General features: G+C 70.6%; 1 protein-coding gene. It reads right to left on the reverse strand.

Annotated elements, in window-relative coordinates:
* Window positions 1-555 (reverse strand): VWA domain-containing protein (locus tag A5678_RS12630; protein ID WP_156746893.1); only part of this gene is annotated, 555 nt, incomplete at both ends.

Below are 555 nucleotides of genomic sequence, written 5' to 3' on the forward strand. Positions count from 1 at the left end.
TCGTACTCGACGGTGCCGTACGGCGTGCCGAAGGAGATCGTCGAGATCTGCACGCCCTCGGCCTTGGCGGCCCGCGCCGCGGTGTAGGCCCCGTCATGCGGATCGCTGGGGTTGGACGGCTTGTTCTCCTTGCCGTCGGAGAGCAGGACGATGCGGGCCGGCGGCGGGGTGTCGCCCCCGGTGATCGCGTTGGCGCTCACCGCGTGCAGGGCGGTGAAGATGGCCTCGCCGGTGGCCGTGCTGTCGGCGAAGTCGAGCTTCTTCAGGGCGTCGATGGTCGCCTGGTGCTGCGGGGTCGGCGGCACCAGCAGGTACGGCGTGCCCGCGAAGCCGACCAGCCCGAGGTTGATGCCCGGCGTCAGCTGGCTGGCGAACTGGCTGGCCGCCTCCTCGGCGGCCTTGAGCCGGTTCGGCGGGACGTCGGTGGCCCGCATGGACTGCGAGATGTCGATGACCAGCATCACGACGGCCCGGTTGCGCGGGATGCGCATGTCATGGGTCGGGGTGGCCAGCGCGATGGTCAGCAGGACCAGGCTGAGCAGTGAGACGGCGATG

Source organism: Mycobacterium sp. E2733, assembly GCF_001667585.1.
Lineage (GTDB): Bacteria > Actinomycetota > Actinomycetes > Mycobacteriales > Mycobacteriaceae > Mycobacterium.